Source organism: Candidatus Protochlamydia sp. W-9, from assembly GCF_001950615.1.
GTDB lineage: Bacteria > Chlamydiota > Chlamydiia > Chlamydiales > Parachlamydiaceae > Protochlamydia > Protochlamydia amoebophila.
In genome coordinates this window covers 1-4,146 of the sequence record NZ_BCPZ01000083.1, presented here as the reverse complement: position 1 = coordinate 4,146, position 4,146 = coordinate 1, and the positions used below count along the sequence as shown (strand labels likewise).

Below are 4,146 nucleotides of genomic sequence, written 5' to 3'. Positions count from 1 at the left end.
CCATTTTGACCTCTCATGTCATATTAAACATTAGCTTGGGAAAACAAATGTTTTAAATGATGCAGAGGTCCTTTGTCATTTAAATTTTATTCTTCTTATTTATTATCAAAGAGATAAATTCAAAATTCAGGTTATTAGTAATTCGGAATGAACATAACTTCGGAAAATTTTTTGAGGGGGTATTTGGCGTGATATCAAGACCGATGCCTAGAAAATTTCATACAACTAAATCTAATAGATTTGAAATTAGAGTGTTAGGAATTCTAGTAGCAGTTGTTTTTAACAAATTAATTATTTGCAACTTACATTATCTTTAATCTAAGAGAAGGCTGGTAAAACCCACTTTCAGCGTTAAACTTAAATTACTAGATTTGATCTCTACTTCATCAGGCAAACTCTTACCCATTTTATTTTTAAACAAATTAGCATGAGAACCTATTCTTTCTAAAAATAAAATTCCTTTTTCTTCATCTATCCAAATAGACCAGTAAAACGTCTGGTTTTGCTTGGCATTCTCTATTACCAACCTCATCACCAGATAAGGAATGATCAATGTATTTAAGATCGAGTATTTGTTTTTTGAGCAGAGCGGTAACGGCAGTATTAAGTTCGCCAATTATGTGCTGTTGGTGTTGAAATTTCTTTAAATCTTTTTGTGAACCTAGTCGAGTTTTAAGCTGAAGCATTCGATTTCATCCCCACTGCTTTCCAAAAGTCTTCTAGGGATTCGTGGCTTTCTATGTTTTCACCTCTCTTAGTTTCTCTTAAAACTTGCGCTGTCTCTTCATTAAGCTCATGGCTTTTGTTGCAATCATGGCCGGCACATTTGGGTACCTCTTGTCAGGCAAAAGATAAAAAATATTTGTTAATAGACATCTGCTTTTTTGCTGCTAACATTTTAATATACATCTTCTCTTCTGTTATACAATCTACGCTTAATCTAGCTTTATAAGTCTGTCCCGTAAAAACTTCCTTTTGTGATAGCTCTATTATACACAAAATCAACGTTTGTGAAAATTCAGTTAATTAAATACCCAGTTAAACTTAATTTGACTTTATCATTGATCAATTTTTCTTGAATAAGAATCCTACAAGCGTGTTGTATTTCTTCGTATGGATATAAGCCAAAACGCTCAGTTAAAAATGTTTTTTTAGAACTGGTTAGGCTTCATCTGCAGCCAAAGGCGTATAAGCTTATCATTTTTTTGTAAATTGAGCGTATTCAACAAATAACGCTATGGTCACTACTTCATGCCACGTCTTAGCGAAAATACAGTAAGGTAAGATGAACATCTCGATTCGCACAATCGGGCCGCTTATCGGGTAAGCGCATGAAGGCTTGATTGCGAAATAGCAAGTGGAAACCAACATTTAAAATGTAGACTTTATTAAGAGAACTAATTTAATGAATGCTTTACCAAAAATTTTCCTAGGAATAAAGAGCTTTTTAAGTTAAAAAATGCTCTAACTTATTTAAGTTTAGTCTGATAACAATGATAAAATTATCATCCCATCAAATTATCAAATATGTTATTCTATAGAAAAAAGGGTGTCTATATGAAACACGTTGAAAAAACTAGAGTTAATTTTGAAGTCCCAGTAGCTATTCATAATAGTTTGAAAAAATGTGCTATTGATCTTGGAATGAGTTTTAAAGAATTGGCAACTCAAGCATTTATTGAGAAACTTGAAATGTTAGAATATGAACAAGTTTGCAAGGATGCAGAAGCAGCTCATGACAAATTTGTAAAAAATGACTCTAAAACTATATCTCATGAAGAAATGATGAAAAAAATAGGTTGGGATGAATTATAAGCTTGCATATAATTGCGAACTAGAAAAAAAGAATTTAAGATCCTAAGCGAGAAGAAAATTAAACTTAAAGCTTTATCTGTAGATTCAGGCAAAAAGAGTCGATTAAGCTCAAAGGGTACAATGCCTATCGTGTAAAATGTGGCAGATATCGAACCATTTATGAGATTAAAGTTGATAAATTAATTGTTTTAGTTTTAGGCGTTGATGCAAGAAAAGATATTTGTAAAGGATTGTCAATACTAAGATTAATTGTCATAATTCCCTCCAATTTATCCTATATATTTCAGTTAAAACTTCAACATATTTTTAATTTTTTTTCATGTTCGTTTTTTAACTATGTTTTCATGTTTTTAAAAGTAGCAATCAGCTATAAAAGCATTTTACTTTTTATTGCAGTAAAGCTAGATCTCGCACAAAATACATTAAAACAATCAAATATTTTTTAATAAGAAAATTTAATGCGTATTTTTTCTTTAAATCTTTATTTTTTTGTAAAACATTCTTTTAGATATATCTATATCTAAATCTGTTTTTTGTTTTAGGAAATCATATGATAAAAAATTTACAATTAAAATAATTTACTACGACTAATTGCAAAATTAAGAGACATATAATTAATTTAATTAAGGAGATTTTAAGGCAACCTTCATCAAACAGCATTAGCTATAGCAAGACACAAATATTTGTTTTCAAAGAAAGATTTGATCAGATCAGAAATGAGCTTAAGAATAACCTCATGCCCTATTTTTAATCTTATGTCCAGCATGCTAAAAAAATTTTTGTTGTTCAGAAACAAGCTCAAGCTTAATTAGAACTCGAAGCTGTTGAAAGAAAGCACAGGCTAGCCGAGCAATAGCTCTAGCTCCAGCTAGTCAAGAAAGAGCACAGACTAGTCGAGAAAAGGCAAGGATTAGTAAAGAAAATTTTACCTCTAAAACGAAAATAATGCTGAAACGCTTTTCTGCGCGACTTTTGGTAAAAAATTAGCTCCTGCATAAGCTAGCCAAACTGTAACCCGCTACGCTTTGAATCAAGCTATTAATTTAGAAATAGAAAAGAGAACTAACCATGTGATTTTTACTTCTCCGCTCAATCAATATCTAAAGAGCATTCAAAAGTCACACCTTGCAACTTTAAACTCTTTGCATCAGTTATTGATGTAAAACATTTAGCTCAATACCTACAAGTTACATCTTGTACTGTTCAAAATGTTATTATGAAATATATTACAGCTGCTGGAAAAAGCCACTTTGACTACAGCTGTCGCAAATAGACCAGTCTTAAAAATTGACATACTTTTAGTCACTTATTAATTCTTTATCGGTCAACTTGCTAAATAGGCGTTTGTTCGATATATCTTTATCTCTCTTCTTTTTCTTTGATTACAACATTCTTAAACAAACAATAATCTAGCTTTTATAATTAAATTCTATCGATATAAAAATGAATTTATCAAAATTAGATTATTCAATTTCTGATTATCTAGCCTCAATTTTTTAAATTTTATAAAAATAAAATTGTCAATATAAAGCCTACAAAACTAGTTACTTAAACTTATAGATTATAATAAATTGGATGTATTAAATAAAAAAACATTTGATTAAAAATGTTAACAAGTTTTTATATTGGCTATACAAATGACTTTGATAGCAATAAAAAAAGGCATTTATAAAAAATTAACTTTTTTAAGTTAAATTTAAACATTTTTCAAGAGGCGATAGTATGGGAACTCAATCTACTAATTTTTTTTATTCTGGACAGGAATTGTTAAGTTTCATTAGGGAGGCTGTGGCAGATAGCACTAAAACAGCAGAGAAAGAAAAAAACGAGATAATACAAAGAGCAGAAAAAGAAAAAAATGAAATGGCATAGAAAATCGACCAAGCAGCTAGCGCTATTTTGAAATGTACTGAAGAAGTTAAAAAACAACAGAAAGAAGCTGATGAAAAATTTAACAAGCTTGCTAATGATTTCTCTGAAGTTAAAGAAGATAATACTAAACTTAAGGACAGAATTAACATTCTTAGTGATGATAATGATACTCTTAAAAGCAGAATTGAAGTCCTTAATGGAGATAACGATAATCTTCGAAATCTAATCGAGGAACAAAATCGGAAAATATCTTTGCTTAGTGAAGAATCTCGAATAGTTGAAGGAACTTTAAAAACTACTCAAAAAACTTTAGAAGAAAAAACTAGATAGTGTAGTCACGAGACTTCCGCCCATATAGCAATACATCTAATATGGACTGCAGCCAAGAATGAGGCTGTGTTCTTTGCATAACGGGTCGCTATTCCTCTCCAGCGCTTCAAATGTAAAAATGCATTTTCC

4 protein-coding genes and 1 pseudogene are annotated in these 4,146 nt (G+C 30.4%); 3 read left to right on the top strand and 2 right to left on the bottom strand.

Features of this window, described 5'->3' with window-relative positions:
* Nucleotides 1-467: 467 nt before the first annotated feature.
* Nucleotides 468-686 (bottom strand): type II toxin-antitoxin system mRNA interferase toxin, RelE/StbE family, encoded by a 219-nt coding sequence (locus BU804_RS02205; RefSeq protein ID WP_075882804.1) that lies wholly within the window; start codon nucleotides 684-686, stop codon nucleotides 468-470.
* 871 nt (nucleotides 687-1,557) lie between these two features.
* Here BU804_RS02205 and BU804_RS02200 point away from each other — a divergent pair.
* The 3 genes from BU804_RS02200 to BU804_RS02195 all read left to right on the top strand — a co-directional run bounded on the left by BU804_RS02200 (nucleotide 1,558) and on the right by BU804_RS02195 (nucleotide 4,017).
* Nucleotides 1,558-1,815 (top strand): hypothetical protein, encoded by a 258-nt coding sequence (locus BU804_RS02200; protein ID WP_075882803.1) that lies wholly within the window; start codon nucleotides 1,558-1,560, stop codon nucleotides 1,813-1,815.
* Between the two features lie 1,722 nt (nucleotides 1,816-3,537).
* Nucleotides 3,538-3,687 (top strand): hypothetical protein, encoded by a 150-nt coding sequence (locus tag BU804_RS13140; protein ID WP_158024997.1) that lies wholly within the window; start codon nucleotides 3,538-3,540, stop codon nucleotides 3,685-3,687.
* 27 nt (nucleotides 3,688-3,714) lie between these two features.
* Nucleotides 3,715-4,017 carry a hypothetical protein gene (locus BU804_RS02195; RefSeq protein WP_075882802.1) on the top strand — a complete coding sequence of 101 codons (303 nt, stop codon included), beginning with the start codon at nucleotides 3,715-3,717 and terminating at the stop codon, nucleotides 4,015-4,017.
* A gap of 5 nt (nucleotides 4,018-4,022) precedes the next feature.
* On the opposite strand, the pseudogene BU804_RS11840 reads toward BU804_RS02195, so the two are convergent.
* Nucleotides 4,023-4,146 (bottom strand): annotated as a pseudogene (locus BU804_RS11840) (IS5/IS1182 family transposase); the annotation flags it as partial.